The organism is Actinoplanes sp. L3-i22 (assembly GCF_019704555.1).
Taxonomy (GTDB): Bacteria; Actinomycetota; Actinomycetes; order Mycobacteriales; family Micromonosporaceae; genus Actinoplanes.
Genome location: NZ_AP024745.1, coordinates 6,703,785 through 6,721,132, shown reverse-complemented (window position 1 = coordinate 6,721,132; position 17,348 = coordinate 6,703,785). Strand labels below are relative to the sequence as shown.

Genomic DNA, 17,348 nt, shown 5'->3' with positions numbered 1-17,348 from the left:
CAACTGCGGGGCGCCTACGGCCGCGAACAGGGGAAGCGCGGCTGGGCCCAGGCCCGCGCCACCTCGCGCAAGCGCCCGGCCCTGCCGCCGCGGCGCTTGCAACGCGGACCGGACAGGCCGCTTGTACTGCTGCTGCCCGTCCTGGATGACCGTGCGGCCGCCGGCGCCGGTCGGCGACCCTGACCTGTTCCGCAACTTGGTGCAATTCCTGCAGCCGGTATGTACCTGTTGTGAGGGTCCGCAGCAGATCGGTCTCGGTGCGCAGCGCCCTGGCTCCGGACATGCCGATCATCGGGGCGTACCCATGCCAGCGAACAGGGGCAACATCTCCTGCACCGGCCGCCCGGAGGCGAGGTCACGCTGCGCCGCCGCGAACTCGGCCGCGGCGATCGGGCAGTTGGCCTCCCAGACGACACCGGATGCCTCACCGTGCGGGCACCGGCCCACCTCGTAGCGGGCGTCCCGGCTCCAGTTGGCCGAGTCGATACTGGTCAGCAGTGGTCCTACCAGTTCCACGACCTCGTTTTTGACGCCGAGCCCGTGCAGCCTGGTGACACCGGCCGCGTGCAGGGCCCGCACGATCGCGGCGGCTTCGGCCGCTGGCCGGCCGACGAGGGCGCCGATCCCGACCAGCGGTTCCCGGGTGAGGTCGATGCCAGCGGCCGCGTACTTCGCGCCGTGCCGAAGGTAGCCGTCGAGGGTGGTGCCGGTGACCACCGGAATGATGTGTACCTTCCCGTCGACCAGGTGCCGCAGCTCGATCACCGAGTCCGTGGTGTAGTCCTGGTGCACGTCTTCGGTCAGCCCGGTGATGGCCAGCAGTGCCGCGGACGCCGGCCAGTCCATCGGCGCGGCCCACTGCAGCTTGCCGATCTCGGCAGCGAACCGGAGAAGATCGGCGGCGTACTGCCGGGCGGTGAACCGCCACCCCTGGTACTGGCCGATCTCAGTGAAGGCGCGGCTGTCGCACACCCAGGCGGCGAGCGCGACCGGCAGGGTGACCACCTCACGGAGCCGGCCGTAGTTGACCAGAATCTTCTGACCCCAGGCGAAGCCGCTGGCGTCCGCGCCGACCCAGACCTGCAGCCCCGCGGACCCGGTGCCGGCCTCGGGGGTGTCGGGCCGGCTGGCCAGCGACAAGACCCGGCGCTGCTCGCCGTTGCCGGCGCATCCCTCGAACCCGGACAGCGGGTAGACGTACAAACTCTGTAGTGCCGCGGACAGCAGCCGGTCGTAGTCGTTGGCCAGGAACAACTGCACCGTGCTGCCGTCCCCGTCGAGGCCGTACAACTGGGCCTGGACGGCGAGCTGGTCGCGGGTGATGCTGCCCGGATCGCCGAGTTCGACGTCGTACGGATCCAGCACGTCGTCCAGGGCGACCAGGCCGTGCAACGCGGAAAGCACGAGCACCTGCACGTCATCGCCGTCCGCGCGGACCTGGTCCGCGAGCCGCTCCGCGCAGGTGCGCGCGTGCCGGGCGAACGACCCCTGATACTTGGCGCTCTCCACCGTGGACACCGGAACGTGGAAGCCTCCGGCCGAGGCGAGGGCCTGCCACGCGGTCCGCAGGCGGTGGGCGCGGTCGCGGGCGGCGGCGTCGTTCTCGGCGCCCCGCAGGATCATCCGGGCGCACACCTGGGCGGCCTCACCCCGGCTGGTGGACAGGTCGCGGTGGTGGTGACGATGTCCGCACTCAACGACCGGGGCCCGGCCGTCGCGCAGCACGCCCACCCAGCCGGCCTCGCCTTCGCGCCGGTAACTGGTCCTGAGCACCATGCCGTCACTCCCCGCCCGTGGTGTGTTTGAGCCGGGTGGCCGCGCGGAGCTGATCTCGGCGCACGGCCACCCGGAGCTGATGCAGAGCAAGCGCCGGCCTGACCGGCAACTCACCCGCTGCCTATAATGATACCCCTATCTTAGATGAAATTACAGGGCGGGGAGGAATCCGATCCGGACCGGCTGGCGCCCGGTGACCAGGGCGTGCTCGAGGTATAACGACAGGCCATCGCCCACCGGGTCCGCTCGTCGCTGTGGCCTCAGGTGCCTGGTCACCGCCGCCGCCCCGCCGGAGCCGACAGTGCCCGCAGGGTGCGCTCAGGGTTCGAGGCGCGGCGCTGGTCCGGCGTTCGTCGGCGACCGCATCCGGGGCGAGCGGCGGGCCCGGAGCCGGCACGCACCCGGGGAAGGGACCTGCTGCCCGGCCGCTACATCGCTGCGGGCGCAGCCGACGGTGCACGACCGGGCGGGCCGCCTGAATGACGCTTGATGTGCCAGCCAGCAGCGCATTCGCGGTAGCCGCCGCGGGGTGCGGCACGGCGGAATCCCCGGGGCCGGTGGTGTGCCCGTCTCGCCGACCGCTCGCCGCGATGGGCCCGGCCGTAGTGTCCAGGTCAAGACAACGCCGCGCAGTTGATCTGCACCCGCACCTGGGGTGATACCTCAGGGGGGCGGAGTGCCGGGAGGCTGACTCGGAGCGTTCCGTGGCTCCGGCATGCGGGAAGCGCCGGCAGCGACTGCCTGGGCTACTCGGGCCGGTCGAGGGCTGTTCGGTCGGGCTCACGACGCGGGGACGCCCACCGCCCACGCCTTGCCCCGGCCGGTTGACGTTCCACTCCCGGATTTCGTCAACCCGGTCGAGCGCCCACGACGGTGCCCGACCGCTCCGGCCGCTCGGCGCGGGGAACGGGTGCTGCTCAGCCCGTGGCAGCATCTACAGGCGGCGTGCCAGCCTGATCAGATGTGGTTTCGGTGTTTCGCCGCACCGCTCTGAACTGGCCCCCACGCAGAACCCGAGGGTTGCACGGGGGCCAGACGTCAGAAACCTCGAAAGCCGCAGTCTCAGGCAGTGCGTGCCGCCTTGCGGAGCCGGTCGACGTCTCGGGCGCTCATGCCGAAATCGGCGTTCGGGCCGTCGATGTGCCGGTGGGGGTAGCCGGCGATCAGGGCTGCGGCGATCAACTCGCCGTTGGACACGTACCGGCCGATCGTGTTCTCGACCACGTGCTTCATGCCGTAGCTGCCGACCGTGGGCGTCTTGATCGGCGTGACGTTGTCCCGCAGCCAGTCGGCGATCTCCCGGACCGAATCCTCGTACCGAGCCAGCATGGTGCGCCCGTCGGCGAGCTCGGCTCGGCGTTCCTCGGCCGTCTGACCCCGGCGCCAGGACACGCCGAAGCCGAAGTAGGTGAGCAGCGGGTGCTGTTCCATCACCTCGGTGAGGCTGGGCATCGGCCCGAACACCACTGACGGCGGCGTGGCTGGCCGGCGTATGGCGGTGCCCTGGACAGGCGGCTCGCCGCGGCGACGGCGGCAGCTGGTGTGCTCGCAGCGAGACGCGTCAGGAACGGCGCGGACGGTCAGCCGCGGCAGCGCGCCGGCGGCGTCCAAGGCCGCAGCGATGCCGGCCAGGTGTTCCCGCTTGGTCACGTAGTACCGGCCGTGGTTGGTCCACAGGCCTCGCTCCTGGGCCGGGCGGTCCTGTATCGCGCCGGCGACCTCCCGGGCCAAGTCGTCCAGCTCCCACCAGCGGTCGGCGCCGCTGATGGTCACGGCCATCAGCGGGCCGTGGGCGGCTGTCGTCTCGGCCCACCAGCGGCAGTCATGCGGCCGGGTCCAGGAGGCCAGGGGAGGGAGGATCTCGACTCCGGCGGGCGGCTTAATGGCAGACGCCGGTGCGGCCGAAGCGGGTTCGGCGAGCTGCCGGCGGGCCACCAGGTACGGGGTTCCGGTCTCGGCCTGCCGGGCGCGGATTGCGGTCTTGCGGCGGCGGTTACGGGTCATCATGTGCTCCGTCTCACGGGACGTCCCACGTCCGGTCCCGCCGTGGGTACATGACTGACCTGGCGAAACGCTGCTACGCGATTCGGGTGGGAACCTTGTCTTCGCCGCCGTGCCGGACGTGGGCCGGCATGACTCGGAGCGGGCACGCGTAGCCGTGCCACCGCGCAGTTTACGCCGCCGGGCGGCCGGGCCCAAGGGCATGGATGTGTCAGCGCGTCCCGTCGCGGCCGGGGCGGTGCAGCGGGATCACCTCGCTGATGTCGGCGAGCTCTTCGCGGGCTTGCTTCAGTTCCAGCGACAGCTCCGCGAACGCCTTACGCAGGGTGCTCGCGGTCGCCTGCTCTTCACCCAGCTGCTGCTTAGGGGCGGCGAGCGCGGTGTTCTGGGCGGTGAGGGTGTTGGAACGCCACCGGGGCGGAGTACTGGGCCCTGATCCCGGCCTTGAACTCGTCGACGAGTTCCGGGTGCTCGTAGACGACGTCGCGGCGCAGCCCGGTCTCGGTGATCAGTGCGCTGGTGGAGGAACGAGGCCGGACACGGCTGGCCCGGCGCGGTGTGCGGGCCGGCGGTGTGATCGGTGCAGCCGGTCAGGACGGTGTCGCTACCCACGGTCGCTTCAGCCGGAATGCGCCTGACCAGGGCCGTAGTGCCAACCGCTACCGGTAGCGCCACCGTGCCGAGGAGACTCAGAGCGCCCGTTTGAGCCGGCGGACCACCTGCGCGCTGACGTCGGTGCCCAACCGCTCGCTGAGCCGCCCGGCGACCTCCGCGACGGTTAGCTGCTCGCCGGCTGTCTCGGCATCAGCCAGCACGGCCCGCAGATCGGCGGCCGTGGGACGGGGGCCCGGTTTCCGGCCGCCGGTGCGTTTCCTGTCGCCGGACGACCACGCAGCGACAGTGGATCGCAGCCACATCGGATGCGTCGTCGCCCACTGGGCCGCGAACACGAGAACGTCGGAGAGTTCGTACCACGGTCCGTGCTGGACCGGGCCTTCCACCGGGTTCGGGAAGCCGTGCGTTTCCGACGTCGCGTAGCGGACGACCGTGGCAGGTGCGACCCCCATCAGTTGGCCGATACCGGGCTGATTGACCAGCCGCCGTGCCGGGGTCCGCGCGCAGAAGATCAGCGCCGGCGTACGGGGGCGCCCGCGCCGGGCCGGCCCGGCGGGGGCCACGGCGTCAACAGCGGCCGCCTCGTACACCACCTGTCCGTCGAGTCGGCCCTGGACCGGCCCAGGGAAGTCCTGCGGCCGGTGTGAGGCGGACCGATAGCGGCGCACCGTCGTGAGGTCGCGTCCCAGGCGAGCGGCGACGGCCGCCTCGTTGACCACTTCACCGCTGTCCGTCGCCCACCGGGTCGCGACCTCCGGCAGCCGTTCGGTGACCTGATCTGTCAGGCTCGCAGCCCGGCCCGGCCAGTTGTCCGGCCGCGGCAGATACCCCTCGCGGTCCTGATTCCAGGCCGTCCAGGAGTCGGTTAGGTACCGGTGAAAAGTGTCGGGTTTGACGCCAATCAATTTCGCGAAACCGCGAGAGTCGACCAGGTCGTCAGGTGCTCCTGCGCTCTGAGCGGATGTGTCGGCTTGGCCGGCCCCGGGCGCCTGCTGACGGCCGGGCCGCCGGTCCGCCGCGAACGCCTCGAGCGCCTGCAGGTCGAACAGCTGGGGCAGGCCGGCCCCGCCGGGTAGCGGCGCCGGGAACCCGTAGCGGCGCTGACCGGTCGGTGACGCGTACATGTCGATCGTGGCCGGGCTGAGGCCCAAATGCTCGGCGGCGCCGGCCCTATTGGTGGCGGTCCGGCCGTCGACATCCCAGGTCTTCATCGGCTCCCCACACCATCCACGGATCAGGCTCCGCCCCGGGCCGGCCCGCCTGCCGCGACCAGGGTCCTCGAGCGGTGGCACCGCCCAGGAGCGTGCCTGGAGTGTATCGGCGGCCGCCGCCCGGATCCGGGATCACCGCGGTGAGCGGATCATCCTGCACTCTCCTTACACATTTGTGCTGCTCCTGCGGGCGGGCCCGCGCATCCATCGGGACTCGAGGTCCCGCGCCGTCGACTGCGTTGCACTGCGGCACTGCGGGCATCGGTCGTTGCCGCCCGGGAGCCCCGCCCCGCTCAGCCCTGCTCGCAAATCAGGACGCGTACCTCTTTGGCGGACCCATAGTCCGCACGTGCAGCGGAGTCCGGGCACGCAGCAGCGCCGGGACCGTCACAAACGATCTCCACCAGCCATTTGAGCTCATCGCGGCTCGCCGGCGTTCATGTCGTGGCCGTGGACGTCAGCTGACCACAGCTGGCCGACCCGGTCGGCGACGGTTTGCTGCCGCTCGCTCAACTCGTCGACCAGGTCGACGTCGAGACCGATGGCGCTGCACTCGCCGAGAGTCCGGATCACGCACACGATCTCGTCGGCGGTCAACTCCGCGATCATCGAGTCGCCGGTGAGGTCGGCCAGCGCCTTGACCAGTAGTGTCTCGACCTCGTTGCGGCTGCCGCGCAGCGCGATGGCCTGGCCCGCGGCGTGCGTCGACAGGGGCGCGCTCACCCCGTGCGGCAGCTCGATCGGCAACGCGATCCGTTCGTCGCGGTCGTCCATGATGGTTTTCCCTCCTGGTGTGGTGATATCGGATGTCGTGAGGTGAGCCGGCCCGGAGCGCACCGGCGCTCCGGGCCGGGACACAGGTCAGGTCTCGAACAGCGCTTTGGCCTGGACGCATCGGCGGTTGCCCGCGCGCCGCGGCCGCGGCAGATTCCAGGCGCCTCGTGCGGCATGTGCGGGGCACGCCCGGTGCGGCTCGCGAGTGCTGGCCAGGACCGGAACACCGCATTGCGGGCAGGTCAGCCAGTGCACGTCGAAACTGCCGGGCCCCGGCGCCGCCTCGACCAGGGCGAGGGGCTTGTCCTGCTGGAATGAATCACCCAGCGCGGTCTCGACGGCAACGTACTCGGCGAACGAGTCCGGTGACATCCGCCGGGAGAGCGCCAGATCCGATCGGGAGGCGTAAATGTCGCCCGGCCGACGGGACCGTGGTGCGCGCCGATCGGCGGCGCGCATCCGTTGGCTCTGGGAAGGGATTTCGATCCACCCCATGAGCGGGCGCAGGTTCTGCACGTCGCCGTACACCTGGGTGACGGTGTCGCGGGCTTCCTGCCAGCTGGTGAAGATGAACGTGCCGTCCGGGACGTCGCCGTGGCGGGCGACCCGCCATGCGGTGCCGTCTCCGCGGCGACCCCAGTAATGCGGGAAGTCGAGGTGCTCGAACCCGAGCTTGGTGAGCAGTCCGAACACGCAGACTGCCCACCAGCCGGGTTCGACCGCGACGAATTCGGGGCCGCCGGACCGGGCCGCGTCGGCGGGACGAGGCCGCGGCCCGGTCGGATTGCGCAAGGTCACGGACCCTGCGGCTTCGACATGGTCGTGATCAACCACTGGAAGCTGCCCTCAGGCTGAGCAGCGTTCGATCCTCGGGGTACCGGAGCCGCAGGTAGTCGGTGGTGAAGGCCTCGTCGAAGGCGTTCGGGTAGGGCCCCCTCAGCAGCAGGTTCACCACCTCACTGATGACCTCGGGGGCGTAGTCCAACTCGGGGCTGCCGCAGAGAGCGTCGGCGTCGGGGTGATGGCCGTAGTTGTCCTGGTCGAACCACAGCAGCTCGTCGGCGGGCCCGCGGACGGCCCACAGCCAGATCGTCTCCTCGGTGTCCTCGACCACGATCCGGGTCGCGGTCGGGTGCATGGTGCGAAGCAGCCGGAATGCCTCGGCGATCGGGTTGTTCATGCGTTGATCAGCTCCTTGGGGGTGGGGTCGGCGGCCAGCGGGTAGGGCTCACTGGCCAGACCGAGCGGTGTGCAGCGGCGGACGTCGCGGTCGCCGGTGCGGGCGACGAAGCGGTGATTGCCGTGGTGCCGGACCTTCCGAACGCGCACCTCGTCGAAGGCGTCGCGGAGCCAGCCGGCGTCGGCGAGGCCGGGCGGCGGCGGGGTCGCGCCGAGCGCGACGAGCCGCCGGATCTGCCCAGCGGCACCCTGCTCACCGCCTCGGATCTTCTGGGCGGAGCGGTCGGAGAACACCGTGCCGTCGGGCAGGAACGAGAGCGTGCGCCGGGTGGCGCGGCCGCAGTAGTCCAGGCCGAGTGCACGGTAGAAGTGCCCGACGTGTCCGGGCATGCCGATCTGCGGGCGGGGCATCGGGTCGGAGAACGCGACGATCCCGCGCAGGCCTTGGGTGGCCGCGTCCCGGAAGACTCGGCGCACGAACCACGACTCGGCGTTGGCCGGCACCTCGTCGAGGAGCACCACCCGGGACAGTTCGGCGGCGGTGCGGTTGTCGAGCGTCGGCAGCGGTTTGGTGATGACCCGCGGGTGCATCGGCTCGCCGAGCACCGCCACACCGACGAGGTGGTGGCCCTCGAACATGCCGTACGCCAGGCGGCCGGCCGGGTAGTTCCCTGTCAAGTGGGCGTGTCGGACTGTTCTTGTGGGCGCTCACGTGATTGATCTGGGGTCGGCTCACGTTATCGGTCTGGCCTGGGTTTATGTGGTGTTCCCTGTGCGGCGTGGGTGTTCGCGGCGGATCTGGTCGGTGTGGCCGGTGATGGTGTCGATTTGCGCGGCGAGGTCGGGGTGGTCGGGCAGGTGTTGGTGGGTCGCGGCGAGGAGTTGGGGCAGGGCGGTCGCGTCGGTGTCGCCGAGGGCGTGGTGGAGTTGGGCGAGGTCGGTGGTGGCGGCGGAGTCGAGGTCGGTCAGGGCGGTGATCTGGCCGGCGAGGCGGCGTAGGTCGGCGGCGTTGTTGTTGGCCCATTGGTCGACGGCGCGGTTGCCGGCACGGCGGTCGCGTTCGGCTTGCACGCGCTCGTCGCGGGTGGCGTCCGGTTGGCCGGTGGGGCCGGCGGTGCTGCGCAGGTAGCGGCGTTCGGCGGCTTGGCGGCTGGCCACTCCCAGGGCGGGCGCGAGGGCTTGCCAGGAGATCCCGGCGGCGCGGGCGGCGGCGATCAGGATCGGTTCGAGGCCGGCGAGTTCGGTCTGGGCTCGGCGCAGTAGGACCAGGGCGTCGAGCAGGTCGGCGCTGCTGGTCGGGTTGTCGGCGGCGGGCTGCGCGACCGCCCGCGCGGTGGCGGCGACCGCGGCGACGACCTCGGCGAGATCGTGGCGTTGGGGCGGTGGGCCTGTGCTGGTGGCGGGTGTGTCGGGCATGCGTCCCCTTCCGCTCTCGCGTCATCTTTTCGATGACGAAATGCTTGTCATCGCCGCGATGACGTGTTAGAAAAACGGTATCGCGCATTGACCATCAAGTCGAGACCGCAGGAGGTGGGAACCATGTTGATGCGCAGCGAACCCTTCACCGAGGTCAACCGGCTCGCCCAGCAGTTGTTCGGGGTGCCGGCGACCGGGACCTGGTCACGTCCGACGGCGATGCCGGCCGACGCGTATCGCAACGGCGACCAGTTCGTGATCGCGTTCGATCTGCCCGGTGTGGACGCCGACGCGATCGACATCGACGTGGAACGCAACGTGCTGACCGTGCGCGCCGAGCGTCGCCCGATCGACCTGGGTGAGCGGGCCACGGTCCAGCTGAGCGAACGCCCGCTGGGGGTGTTCTCCCGGCAGTTGTTCCTCGGCGACGCGCTGGACACCGACCACATCGACGCCGCCTATGACAACGGTGTGCTCGTCGTGCGGATCCCGATCGCCGAGAAGGCCAAGCCCCGCAAGATCAGCGTGGCCGGCCGCGACCACACCGAGCAGAAGGTGATCACCGGCTGACCTGGCGGTTCGCCAAGGCCAGCTTCCCTCCTCAGTAAGAACCGGACGTGGCGGGTGGTGACCGGCATGACCAGCAATCTTGTAGCGCAGGCGGGCACCGCGTTGTCCCCCGAGTGGGACCGCGGCTTCGACGAAGCGTTCACCGAACTCATCTGCGGCGACCCCGACCTGGTCCGCGCCGAGTTCGACGCCCTGATCGGCGCCAGCTTCGACGAACCGCCGCCGCCCCCGGCGCCACCCGCCCCGTCCGGCGCCCAGCCGGCACCCTCCCCACCGCGACCGGTCACCTCGCCGACACCGGCAGCAAACGACGGGCGCCCGCCCGGCGCCGCCGGCAACAACCCGCGGTCACCGCCCTGAATCGCCCCGGGGCGAGGGGCCGACCCGCGCAAGTCCCGTGGCCCTGGACGTTGTCAGCTCCCCCGAACGGCCAACACGTCCCCGAGCCCTGATTCCACCTCCCCGCCGCGCTCTTGGGGCCGACACGAGAACGTCGGCCCCAAGAGGCGACACGGCGAAGAAGAAGAAAGGAGGGACGAACGCGATACCGAGATGTTGATCGAGCACGCGGCCCCAGCCGCCAAACCTGGCCGCGATAGCTCAATGGACAAGCAGATGCCGGGGAGGGCCGAAGCCGCCTTCCTCGGCATCGGCTGATCGGCGCCACCGGCCTCGCATGGTTCGCTGGCCACGGCTCGTCGATCACCCCCGGGTCGCTGACCTGCGTCGTCGCCAGACCCCGCCTCGAAGGTAACGGTGTGTGAGGGCCCGGCTGATGCCGCTTCTTGCGGTTCGACGAGTCGGCCCGCTGCCCGCGGTCGGATGATCGACTCAATCGCCTGACCTGGATCCCCCTGCCCAGGCCAGCGGAGATAGCGATTCCGCTTCACGGACATCAGCCGTCGCCGTCCTGGTCCTCTGCGCGAAGACCGCGGTCAGCGGGATGCAAGGGCACGACATTGGCCGGCGGCATCCGCAGCGCCTCGCGCAACTCGGCGTTCTCGGCGGTGAGTTGGTTGACCACCCGGACCAGCGCGGGGACGTCGCAGCGTAGTCGGGCCAGTTCGGTGTCCTTGTTCGCGACGGTGTTCTTCAGCTTCGCGATCTGATTGCGCAGCCGAACCTCGACATCGGGTAGACCGCCGCGTTGCTTCACTGTCTCGTAGAACTCGTTGCGCAGGTCGGTGTGCCGCTGGGTGAGGGCATTACGAGGTACTCCCGCCTCCTGCGCGAGGGCGACGATCGTCAGCCCGCCGGTGGAACGGTGTGGGGTTCCGTCGAAGATACGCTGCATGGCCTCGCGGATGCGGGCCCGTTCATCGAGTGGGTCGCTCATGCTGTGGATTCCTGCAGCGTGACGCGAGTGCGGTCGTGGTGGTCGGCGAAGGCTCGCAGCTTGGCAGCGTTGCCGCGGAGCCGGTCGCCGAGCGGGCCAGGCGCGTGGGCTCCGCGGAGATCGAGGTTGTCCGCGTGATCGCGTAGTTGGCGGGCGTGGCGGTCGGTACGAACAACGTTTCCACACTCCGGGCGGCACCGGTCCAGCCGCGGCACGTCGCTGGTGTCATCGCGTTGGCAGAGTGCCTGCTCGCGGCGGAACCGGCAGAGCAGGAACGCGTTCGGGTTCTCGTAGAGCATGATGTCCTGGTTCGCGGCCAGCCGGCGTGCGGTGGTGGCGTTGATGACCACGCCGGCGAAGGCCGGTCCCGCTACGGCGGTCTTGATGGCGTGACGGGCTGCGGGTCCCGATACCCCGCCGCCGGTTTGGAGATGCTCGCCCAGGTCGGCGACCGTGTCGGCGACAGCGCGGACGGTTTCGACGTCCAGAAGGTCGTCGATGCCGCCGCGGCCTCGGGAGGCGTACGCGCCGGAGACAGCAGTGCGCAGGTGCCCGTATTGGACGGCCAATGCGACAAGCCCGCCCGGCCGTCGGGCGATGTGCCAGGCCAGCGTGCGGCGGAAACGCCTGGTCCCGATGGGCCCATGCGCGTCGAGCGGGATGAGCTCATGATCGAGCGCGTGCGCTGCGGCGAACTCGTTCGCCCAGGCCACGAACGACTCGATCCGGTCGCGAAGAGTCGAGTTCCTGATCGCTCCTGCGGCTGGTGACCGCAGCTCGGAGGAACTGTGTGCCGCGGCGTCGAACAGCAGAGCTCCGGGCGGCACGATGCGTTCCAGGACCCGGATCGCGTTGACCACCGGCGTGATCGCGACCCACGGGACGCCTCGCTCGATCCCGGTCGAGAGGTGGTTGCCGTCCTCGTCGAGCGCGGTCTTGTATTCGTTGCCGCGGATCAGGTGGTGTCTCGATCTGGCGTTCGGGTCGGGATCGGGGCAGCAGCCGGTCCGCAGTCCGAGAACCTCGCCGGGACGCATGCCGGTCAGGTAAGACACCACGATGAACGCCGCAGTGCCCAGATGCCGTAGCAGCGTGTGAGCTTCGTCAATGTCGATGGCCGGGCGCCAGGGACGGCCAGAGATTCGTCCTGTGATCGGCGTGTCCAGCGGACACCGCCCGGTCAGGTTGAGCGTGAACGGTCCCCGTTGGGGTCGGCGCATGGTCTTTCCCCGCTGCCGTTTCTGCAGCAGCGTCTCGAGGACCTGGTCGACCTGGCGGACCTGCGCGCCGACGCTGTCGGCGATGTAGTGCCTGGCCACTCGCATCGTGCCGTTCATGGCAATAGCAGGTAGCGGTAGCCCGGCCTCGACGCGCGGGGCCAGGAAGTCCCGCACCGCTTGCAGCCCGTGCGGTGTGGCGGGCGTGCTGGCCGCGTCGGTCATCAGGCGGCGGTATTCCGCCGAGGCGGCGAGGATGTCGTCGGCGAAGTCGTCGACCACGCGCATCGCCCAGATCAGCAGCGGTCCCATCGTGGCCTCGGCCAGCGGCTCGGTGGCGTTCTCACCGCCGGGGGTGGCGGCCGGCAGGTAGTCGTCGATCCCGATGTCTTCCCACCGGGGGCGTCCGATCCCGCAGGGCCGGGCGCTGAGCTGGTCGAAGGCCCATAGGCGTGTGATCGCCGACGTGGCCTTCTCGAGCTTGCCCCGGCTGGCGCCGGAGTCGGCAAGGTGCCGCGCGTAGGCGTCCAACTTGTGCGGGTCGCAGGCGGCGAGCGTGCTGATGCCTTGCGTGGCCAGCCACGACGCCAGGTCCATCCAGGTAAGGACGGTGCTGTAGAGGTGGCTGGCGCTTACCCGCTGCCGCATCGCCCCGCGCTGCTTGCGTTTGACGAAACTCGGCCGCAGCTGCCCGTTGATCATGTTCCAGGCGGCCAGTCGAAGCTCGGCCTCGAACACCGCCGGGCACTTGGTCCAGAGGATGGACGTGCGTGCGCCGCTCGGGTTGCCCGACAGCAGGTCCAGGGGCCATTGCGGGTCGCTGTAGCGGGCGTTGCCGCGATGGCTGGAGCCGACGATCAGGTCATCGCGGATGACCGGCGTGTCCGGGCCAGGTCGCGGGAGCAGGTAGGGGTCGGGTTCGGCGGCGGCGGTCACGCGTCCAGGTCTCCGGTCAGCAGCAGCCCGACGGTGTCCCGGTCGGTGTCGGTGATGTGAGTCAGGGCAGTGTTCCAGACTGCCGCTCCGACCTTGCCTTGGAGATCTTCCAGGCGGGTGTGACTGTCCGCCCAGTCGGCCTGCCAGGTCGCGGCCGGCAACGCCGAACGCAGTCCGTTCAGAGCCTGGTGCAGGTAGGCGAGCCGGGGATGGTGCCCGGGATGGATGTGTGCGTTCGGGCAGCCCAGGCACATCAGGAACGACGCTGCGCAGCGGCCATCGGCGGCAGGGTAAGGGCTGGCCGTCAGGTCCTGGCAGTCGGCGATCGCGGTGGGCACGTCCCCGGCGAGCTGTCCGGCCACCAGCTGTGCCTGCAGGGTCGCCGTGCGGGCCTTCTCGACGGCCTCATCGGCGCCGGCGGCGACGACCGCGATCGCCTCGGCCTGGACCCGCTTGTCGACCAGTGCGTAGCTGCGGTCGTGGGTGTCCTGGCTGTGCTGGGCCGGTTCCCGCCGGTCGACGACCAGCACGGTGCGGCGCCCTCGCTGGAACGGCGACCCGTCCAGTCCGAAATCGCGGCCCCACTTCGTGGTTGTCTGGCTGTCGATGCCGAACCGGAACTTCCCGACCGGCGGATGCCGATCGAGCTCACGTCGCGGTTGCCCGCGCTTGGCGGCCCGCCAGACCACCAGGCGGTCTGTGCCTGGGGCCAATTCCTCAACCACCGTGCGGGCGTAGCGGGTGGCCTCCAACGCCTCGGTGATCAAGCGTCCCTTGGAGGCTGCGCCGTCGTCGGCGACGTTCCTGGTCTCGAAATGCAGTCGCGGGCCCCGCCGGAACTTCTCCACCGGTATCCGGTAGACCGGATGCCCGTCCGTGCCCTGGTCCGGCAGCGCCCGCGGGACCTCGGCTGTTTCGATCACCGAAAGGTTCCAGCCGAAGGTCGCCATCAGCAGCACCCCCAACGACACCGCCTCCCGCGACGACAGGAACAGCCGCTTCCACGTCACGTCGTAGCCGCAGCCGCCCAGGGCGCTGCGGTATCGGCCGAGGATCGTTCCGTCCTTCACGGGATTGTGAGTCCGCGGCAGATCGCCGGTCCGGGCCAACAGGTCCAGTGCCTCGCCGATTACGTACTCGCGGCTGCCAGGATCGAACGCCCCGGCCTGCCACCGCTGCAGGTAAGCGGCATTGCGGCGGATCCGCTGCAACGCAGCCCGGAAATCCCGTTGCGCGGCCAGCTTCACCTGGTCGAAGTCGACCTGCGCGTACGACTGGACCTTGGAGGCCGGCACCGCGACCCTGCGGCCCAGCTCATCGGCCGCGGGCCCCGACCGCAACCGCGGGTCCTGGCGCAGCAGCTGGACGACTGCCCGGTAGCCGGCCGCGCTCCCGGCACCGAGCCGCCACCTCTTGACGTGCGCGGCCGTCAGCTCGTCCAGATCGGCCGGCGGCTGCTGCACCGTCGCCACCAGCTCGGCGAACGCCTTCACCCAATACCAATGGCTCTGCGAGCTGGCGTGCACCGACCAGCGGTGCGGAACACAGCGCGCCGCGAACAGGACCGCCAATGACCGCTGCAGCGGCTCGGCAACCGGCAAGGTGGAAAAGTCATAGGACCGAACCATGCCGCGCCGGTTGTGGTGACGAACGAGCAGCCCGTTCTCCGACAACACCTCCGGCGCTGCGTGATCGGCCGGAGGCGTCGACGCCCTGCTCCCTCGGCCGTTCATGCCCCGGCTCCCGGCGGCGTGATCTCGTCGCCGAAGTCCTGAATACCCGCCGACTCGCGGGCGATCCGCGCGAACGTGTCGTCCAGCTCCGGCATCGGTGCCCGCGCCGGGACGTCGATCGCATCCAGCATCGATCGCAACTGCAGGTCGGCGACCGGGGCCAGGTAATGCCGGACCGTCGTGTCGCGTGAGGCGTGCCCGAGCAAGGTCTGAACCAGAAACCACGGATCACCGTAGAGCAGCCGGAAGTCCCGGCGTTCCTCCGGACTCAGCCCATAGCGCAGATCCGTGAGCCGCTCCAGGACGACCAGCATGTACAGCGCGAACGAATGCCGCGCCGAGTGCGGTGTGGCATACGGTGCGAACACCCGATGCGGATCCATGCCCAGCCGCGACGGCGGCGTCAACACCCGCGCGCACCGCTGGTTCGCCTCCCGGAACACCCCGTCCCAGGAGTGGACCCCCAACGGAAGTCCCTGCTCGTTCAACCACAACCACAATGGCTCCGGGCCCCGTCGGCCCTCGGTGAACAGCAACGCGCGTTCGCCGGCCGTCAGCAGGTTCAGCTCCCGCTCACCCTCGACGCCCAGCCGGTCATGCCAACGGACCTTCGGTTTCAGCCCCCGCGTGACCTCGTCGACCAGCCGCATGCCCGCCAGATGCTCGTAGCGGCCCAAACGCTGAGCCTGTCGCACCGCCAGCGCTCGAGACGACTCGACGTAAACCTCGACCTCACCGACCGCCTCGGACGCGACGTAGAACGTCCGCATCCGCTTGCCCCGCGTCACCTGGGCCGCGACCTGCCCCCGGTAGTAGCGGCCACCCTCCAACCGCCGCTGCGGAACCTCGAAGGTCAGCAGGGCACCGCCCTCGGCCCGCCGCAGGCCGGACGAGACCAGCAGACGCACGAACGCGACGTTGCGATCCTCGGTACGGCCGGCCCACCCCGACTCGACCACCCCGGCCGCGGTGTGCCCGCGCAGCCCCACATCGATCCAGCGCCGCCAGGTCCGCGGCGTCAGCCAATGCACGTTCGCCGGCCTCGCGTCCTTCGACCGCGTCGGCGTCGTCACCAGGCTGCCGTGATAATCCCGGCTCTGCACCGTCGACACCGGGATGCTGGTCACGTGCCCGTTGTCCTTCGCCCACTTGTAGAGCGAGTAGAACGCCGCCTGCTCCCGATCCCACTTCGAGCCGCCGATCCGCTTCGGATTCGCTTCCGCGAACCGGCGCCAGTCCTCGAAATCGGTCAGATCACGCGATCGCGCCGCGGCCCACCCACGCCCACGGCGCCACAGGAACGTCAGCAACAGCGAAAGGTCCGTGGCGTAGTTCCGCTTCGTCTCCGCCGTGTACCTGCGGAACGTCCTCGATCGGACGTACGCGCCAAGCAGGGGATCAACGCGATGGTCGGGCGAGAGGAAGATCGGGTCACCAGCACGTACGCCAGCCGCCTCCTCACGCTCCTGAAGATCTCCCCACCCGTCCAGAACCGCTCGCCGGACACCGCCGCCCACGTGCTCTTGCGGCACCCAAAACACCCGCCAACCAGGCATGACCATCCTCTGCGTGAGCTGCATCGACACGCAGATTCAATAGGGAACCGATGGAGCGGGAGTAGTGGTGCAGCAGCACAAACGCCCGGGCGACCTCCTCGGAGATCGTCAGGACGCTGTAGCGGCGCTGGTTGAAGCCGCCCTCGCTGATGTGCCGCCAGGACTGGACGCGCCGGGTGGTGCGCTGGCACCACCCGGCATCGAACAGCGCGTTGTCGAAGCTCAGCTGGGTGACGTTCGGGCTGTGCACCGGCGGCGGGGTGTGGACGCCGGTCGGTGCCAGGTGCGGCAGCCTGGTCACGAGCGTCGCGTCTCGACGGGCAGCGACCGGTGCGCGAGGGTGACATCCTCGTCCGGCACCGTCATGCCGTGCCCGCTGAGGCCGTCGTTCAGCCAGAGGTACCAGCCGCCGGTAACCTCGGTGACCTGCACGGCGGTGGCGGCCCAGTCGATGTCGCGGGCGGTGTAGAACCCTGCGGTGAGCACGTCGTCGGCGACCTGGTCCGGATGCCCGAGTTCGGCGAGGGGCCCGGTGGCCAGGCGCCGGTGAGCGGCGACCAGCAAGGGCGCCTGCGACCTCGGCGGCAGGCCCATGGCGTCGATGGCCCGGGCGTACTGAGTCGCGTCGGCATGCGCGTCGGCGTGCGCGTGCCGGATGCGCTCGGTCAGGACCTGAACCTCGTCGGCGTGCTGGTAGCTGGCGAGCGCTTCGCCCATGGCCGGACTCCTCGCAGGGGGAATGGACCGGGCAACCCCGGCTGATGCCTATAATGATACCCTTACATCCGAGAAAATGGAGCACTGTTCGGTCGACAGATGCCAACTCGTCTCCGTCACGTCCGGCGAGCCGAGAAGGCATCGGGCTGACTGTGCCGACGATTTAGCACGGCCCGCACGCAGCCAGTTGCCGTCGCGTTCGAGTAGCCCGGGCGAGGCGTCCCGGCGCGGCCATCCCGAGCGGTCGTCACCGAGCCGATGCGGTGATCCATGTGTTGCGCGGGCCGCAGTGCCTCAGTTCGCAGTTACGC

The 17,348-nt window shown here is 70.2% G+C and carries 15 protein-coding genes; 2 read left to right on the top strand and 13 right to left on the bottom strand.

From position 1 onward, the window contains the following. Window positions 1-288: 288 nt before the first annotated feature. The 8 genes from L3i22_RS30240 to L3i22_RS30205 all read right to left on the bottom strand — a co-directional run bounded on the left by L3i22_RS30240 (window position 289) and on the right by L3i22_RS30205 (window position 8,972). On the bottom strand, window positions 289-1,776 hold the full coding sequence (locus L3i22_RS30240; RefSeq protein WP_221320913.1) for a hypothetical protein: 1,488 nt from the start codon (window positions 1,774-1,776) through the stop codon (window positions 289-291). A gap of 1,062 nt (window positions 1,777-2,838) precedes the next feature. Continuing rightward, complete coding sequence (locus tag L3i22_RS30235) at window positions 2,839-3,780, bottom strand: hypothetical protein (protein ID WP_221320912.1); 942 nt, start codon at window positions 3,778-3,780, stop codon at window positions 2,839-2,841. 686 nt (window positions 3,781-4,466) lie between these two features. After that, a complete protein-coding gene (locus tag L3i22_RS30230) occupies window positions 4,467-5,516 on the bottom strand; it encodes a hypothetical protein (protein WP_221320911.1) in 1,050 nt (349 codons plus the stop codon). 504 nt (window positions 5,517-6,020) lie between these two features. Beyond that, a complete protein-coding gene (locus tag L3i22_RS30225; RefSeq protein ID WP_221320910.1) occupies window positions 6,021-6,377 on the bottom strand; it encodes a hypothetical protein in 357 nt (118 codons plus the stop codon). 87 nt (window positions 6,378-6,464) lie between these two features. Continuing rightward, window positions 6,465-7,211 (bottom strand): hypothetical protein, encoded by a 747-nt coding sequence (locus L3i22_RS30220; protein ID WP_221320909.1) that lies wholly within the window; start codon window positions 7,209-7,211, stop codon window positions 6,465-6,467. Next, window positions 7,204-7,557, bottom strand: coding sequence for a hypothetical protein (locus L3i22_RS30215; RefSeq protein WP_221320908.1), 354 nt, complete (start codon window positions 7,555-7,557; stop codon window positions 7,204-7,206). Before L3i22_RS30215 ends, L3i22_RS30220 begins: the two co-directional genes overlap by 8 nt. Next, window positions 7,554-8,234 (bottom strand): hypothetical protein, encoded by a 681-nt coding sequence (locus tag L3i22_RS30210; protein WP_221320907.1) that lies wholly within the window; start codon window positions 8,232-8,234, stop codon window positions 7,554-7,556. Before L3i22_RS30210 ends, L3i22_RS30215 begins: the two co-directional genes overlap by 4 nt. A gap of 78 nt (window positions 8,235-8,312) precedes the next feature. Then, window positions 8,313-8,972: a hypothetical protein gene (locus L3i22_RS30205; protein WP_221320906.1), complete on the bottom strand. Its 660-nt coding sequence runs from the start codon at window positions 8,970-8,972 to the stop codon at window positions 8,313-8,315. 123 nt (window positions 8,973-9,095) lie between these two features. Between L3i22_RS30205 and L3i22_RS30200 the strand changes: the two genes are divergently transcribed. Then, window positions 9,096-9,542, top strand: coding sequence for an Hsp20/alpha crystallin family protein (locus L3i22_RS30200; RefSeq protein ID WP_221320905.1), 447 nt, complete (start codon window positions 9,096-9,098; stop codon window positions 9,540-9,542). Between the two features lie 66 nt (window positions 9,543-9,608). Then, on the top strand, window positions 9,609-9,902 hold the full coding sequence (locus L3i22_RS30195) for a hypothetical protein (RefSeq protein WP_221320904.1): 294 nt from the start codon (window positions 9,609-9,611) through the stop codon (window positions 9,900-9,902). A 535-nt stretch (window positions 9,903-10,437) separates the two neighbouring features. Here the strand turns inward: L3i22_RS30195 and L3i22_RS30190 are convergent. The 5 genes from L3i22_RS30190 to L3i22_RS30170 all read right to left on the bottom strand — a co-directional run bounded on the left by L3i22_RS30190 (window position 10,438) and on the right by L3i22_RS30170 (window position 17,037). After that, window positions 10,438-10,878, bottom strand: coding sequence for a hypothetical protein (locus L3i22_RS30190; protein WP_255657264.1), 441 nt, complete (start codon window positions 10,876-10,878; stop codon window positions 10,438-10,440). Beyond that, window positions 10,875-13,031, bottom strand: a complete 2,157-nt coding sequence (locus L3i22_RS30185) for a hypothetical protein (protein ID WP_221320903.1) — start codon at window positions 13,029-13,031, stop codon at window positions 10,875-10,877. Before L3i22_RS30185 ends, L3i22_RS30190 begins: the two co-directional genes overlap by 4 nt. Further along, entirely contained in the window at window positions 13,028-14,707 is a 1,680-nt protein-coding gene (locus tag L3i22_RS30180; RefSeq protein ID WP_221320902.1) for a hypothetical protein, read from the bottom strand. Before L3i22_RS30180 ends, L3i22_RS30185 begins: the two co-directional genes overlap by 4 nt. A gap of 53 nt (window positions 14,708-14,760) precedes the next feature. Beyond that, on the bottom strand, window positions 14,761-16,344 hold the full coding sequence (locus tag L3i22_RS30175) for an integrase (RefSeq protein ID WP_255658728.1): 1,584 nt from the start codon (window positions 16,342-16,344) through the stop codon (window positions 14,761-14,763). Between the two features lie 273 nt (window positions 16,345-16,617). Next, complete coding sequence (locus tag L3i22_RS30170) at window positions 16,618-17,037, bottom strand: hypothetical protein (protein ID WP_221320901.1); 420 nt, start codon at window positions 17,035-17,037, stop codon at window positions 16,618-16,620. Between the last annotated feature and the right edge of the window lie 311 nt (window positions 17,038-17,348).

Coding starts and splice junctions, on each gene's coding strand:
- L3i22_RS30175 (WP_255658728.1), bottom strand. CDS start 16,344: ATGCAGCTCACGCAGAGGATGGTCATGCCTGGTTGGCGGGTGTTTTGG.
- L3i22_RS30200 (WP_221320905.1), top strand. CDS start 9,096: ATGTTGATGCGCAGCGAACCCTTCACCGAGGTCAACCGGCTCGCCCAG.
- L3i22_RS30240 (WP_221320913.1), bottom strand. CDS start 1,776: ATGGTGCTCAGGACCAGTTACCGGCGCGAAGGCGAGGCCGGCTGGGTG.
- L3i22_RS30170 (WP_221320901.1), bottom strand. CDS start 17,037: ATGGGCGAAGCGCTCGCCAGCTACCAGCACGCCGACGAGGTTCAGGTC.
- L3i22_RS30215 (WP_221320908.1), bottom strand. CDS start 7,557: ATGAACAACCCGATCGCCGAGGCATTCCGGCTGCTTCGCACCATGCAC.
- L3i22_RS30230 (WP_221320911.1), bottom strand. CDS start 5,516: ATGTACGCGTCACCGACCGGTCAGCGCCGCTACGGGTTCCCGGCGCCG.
- L3i22_RS30205 (WP_221320906.1), bottom strand. CDS start 8,972: ATGCCCGACACACCCGCCACCAGCACAGGCCCACCGCCCCAACGCCAC.
- L3i22_RS30225 (WP_221320910.1), bottom strand. CDS start 6,377: ATGGACGACCGCGACGAACGGATCGCGTTGCCGATCGAGCTGCCGCAC.
- L3i22_RS30190 (WP_255657264.1), bottom strand. CDS start 10,878: ATGAGCGACCCACTCGATGAACGGGCCCGCATCCGCGAGGCCATGCAG.
- L3i22_RS30235 (WP_221320912.1), bottom strand. CDS start 3,780: ATGACCCGTAACCGCCGCCGCAAGACCGCAATCCGCGCCCGGCAGGCC.
- L3i22_RS30195 (WP_221320904.1), top strand. CDS start 9,609: ATGACCAGCAATCTTGTAGCGCAGGCGGGCACCGCGTTGTCCCCCGAG.